This is a genomic window from Kitasatospora sp. NPDC056531, from assembly GCF_042794375.1.
GTDB lineage: Bacteria > Actinomycetota > Actinomycetes > Streptomycetales > Streptomycetaceae > Kitasatospora.
Genome location: NZ_JBHTTU010000128.1, coordinates 8610 through 10262, shown reverse-complemented (window position 1 = coordinate 10262; position 1653 = coordinate 8610). Strand labels below are relative to the sequence as shown.

Below are 1653 nucleotides of genomic sequence, written 5' to 3'. Positions count from 1 at the left end.
GTCGCCATCGTGCGGGCGATGATCTCGCGGTGGAGCCGGTGAGTGCGCTCCACCTGTTCGCGGCCGGCGGGGGTGAGGGCGGGCGGGGTGCGGCGGGCGTCGCGCGGGTCGCTGCCGCGTTCCAGCCAGCCCTCCTCGACGGTGCGCAGCACCAGGCGGCTGGCGCGGGGCTGGTCGACGCCGAGGGCGGCGGCGACGTCGGTGACGGCGCAGGGGCCGTCGTGGGCCTCGACGGCGTCGAGCACGCCGAACAGCGTGGGGTCGATGCCCCGGGCGCCGCCGGGTGGGGCGATGCGGCCCAGGGAGCGGCGGGTCTGGCTGCGGCGGATGGCGACCATGGCGCGCTCGACGGCTGCGACGGCGGCGACGGTGTCCTGCTGTCGTTCCTGAGGGCTCTTCTCCTGCTTCGACATGCATGCTAGTTTACAACTGTTGCAAAAAGACATGCATTGAGGGGGATCACCATCATGACCACCGACGTCTGCGCCGCCCTGCCCAACGTCCGCGAGCAGCGCCCGCTCGGCTACTGGCTGCGGCACATCGACGGCGCCATCGAGCAGCGCATGGCCCGTCTGTTCGCCGCCGACGCCCTGCGCCGGCGCGACTGGCAGGTCCTCAACACCGTCGCCTGCGGACCGCTGACCGTCGCCGAGGTCGACGAGACCATGGCCGCCTTCCGCACCGCCGACGAGCCCACCGTGCGCCCCTACCTGGACGGCCTCGCCACCCGCGGCTGGGTGCGCATCGACCCCGACGCCGTCGCCCTGACCGACGAGGGCCGCGCCGCCCACCAGCGCATCAGCGCCCAGGCCGCCGCGCTGCGCAAGCAGCTGACGGCCTGCGTGACACCGGAGGAGTTCACCACCCTGACGACCCTCCTGCAGCGCCTCGCCGCACACCTCGACACCCTCACCGAAGCGGCTTGACTTCCGCTCCCCGGGTTGGAGCCCGGGGGTTCCCACCACGGTCGTCCGACCGTCCCGGCGGGTTCCTGCCTCTTCGCGCCGTGCCGGGACGAGTCCCGGTCTTACCCGCGCTCGACAGGCTGTCACCGCAAGTCCGGCGGCCTCGGCGATGTTGACGGCGGCGTCGACGTCCCGGTCCGGCCATGCGCCGCATGCCCGCTTGATCACCGTCACCGTGGACGGCACCGACGGCAGGACACGCGACCACCTCACCCGCACGTCGCCGATCTTCGGCAGGGACAGGTCCCCGCCCGGGGTGATCCTCCACCGGGCGTTCGCGGTGAACCGGATCGCCTGACGGGTGTCGCGCTTCGACTTGAACCGGGGCGCTCCCGTCTTCGGGCGCTTGCCCTTCAACCCGCCGAAGAAGTTCCGCTACGCGGTGTCCAGGTCCCGCAACGGCTGTTGCAGCACGACCGAGGACACCTCGCGGAGCCGGCGGGAGTGCACGTCAGCGCAGCTCGGAGCAGGACTCACAATCGCTTCACCACCGGGCTGAAGCCCGGCGCACTGCGATCAGACCCGGTAGCGCCCACCGCGGCGAACCCGGGCCCACCGCGGGGGGAGGGGGGGAGGGAGGAGTGCCGCATGTCTCTCAGGGGGGCGTGGGGGGGTTGGTTTTTCCCCACCCCCCCCACCGGTTGTCTTTTCCCCTGCCGATGTGTTTTTTGGCCAACCAACGCTGGGC

Annotated in this window: 3 protein-coding genes; 2 read left to right on the top strand and 1 reads right to left on the bottom strand. The window is 72.1% G+C overall.

The window, feature by feature from the left end; translation table 11 throughout:
- Nucleotides 1–413, bottom strand: a 413-nt coding sequence (locus tag ACFQ87_RS41030; protein ID WP_380616062.1) for a MarR family winged helix-turn-helix transcriptional regulator, incomplete at its 3' end; no start/stop codon positions are given.
- Nucleotides 414–467: 54 nt separating this feature from the next.
- Here ACFQ87_RS41030 and ACFQ87_RS41025 point away from each other — a divergent pair.
- Together ACFQ87_RS41025 and ACFQ87_RS41020 are read left to right on the top strand one after the other, a co-directional pair.
- Nucleotides 468–926, top strand: a complete 459-nt coding sequence (locus ACFQ87_RS41025) for a MarR family winged helix-turn-helix transcriptional regulator (RefSeq protein ID WP_380616061.1) — start codon at nt 468–470, stop codon at nt 924–926.
- A 199-nt stretch (nt 927–1125) separates the two neighbouring features.
- A complete protein-coding gene (locus ACFQ87_RS41020; protein WP_380616060.1) occupies nt 1126–1263 on the top strand; it encodes a hypothetical protein in 138 nt (45 codons plus the stop codon).
- Nucleotides 1264–1653 lie beyond the last annotated feature (390 nt).

Bases quoted from the DNA above. Each gene is read 5' to 3' on its own strand.
- ACFQ87_RS41025 (WP_380616061.1), top strand. From the start codon at position 468: ATGACCACCGACGTCTGCGCCGCCCTGCCCAACGTCCGCGAGCAGCGC.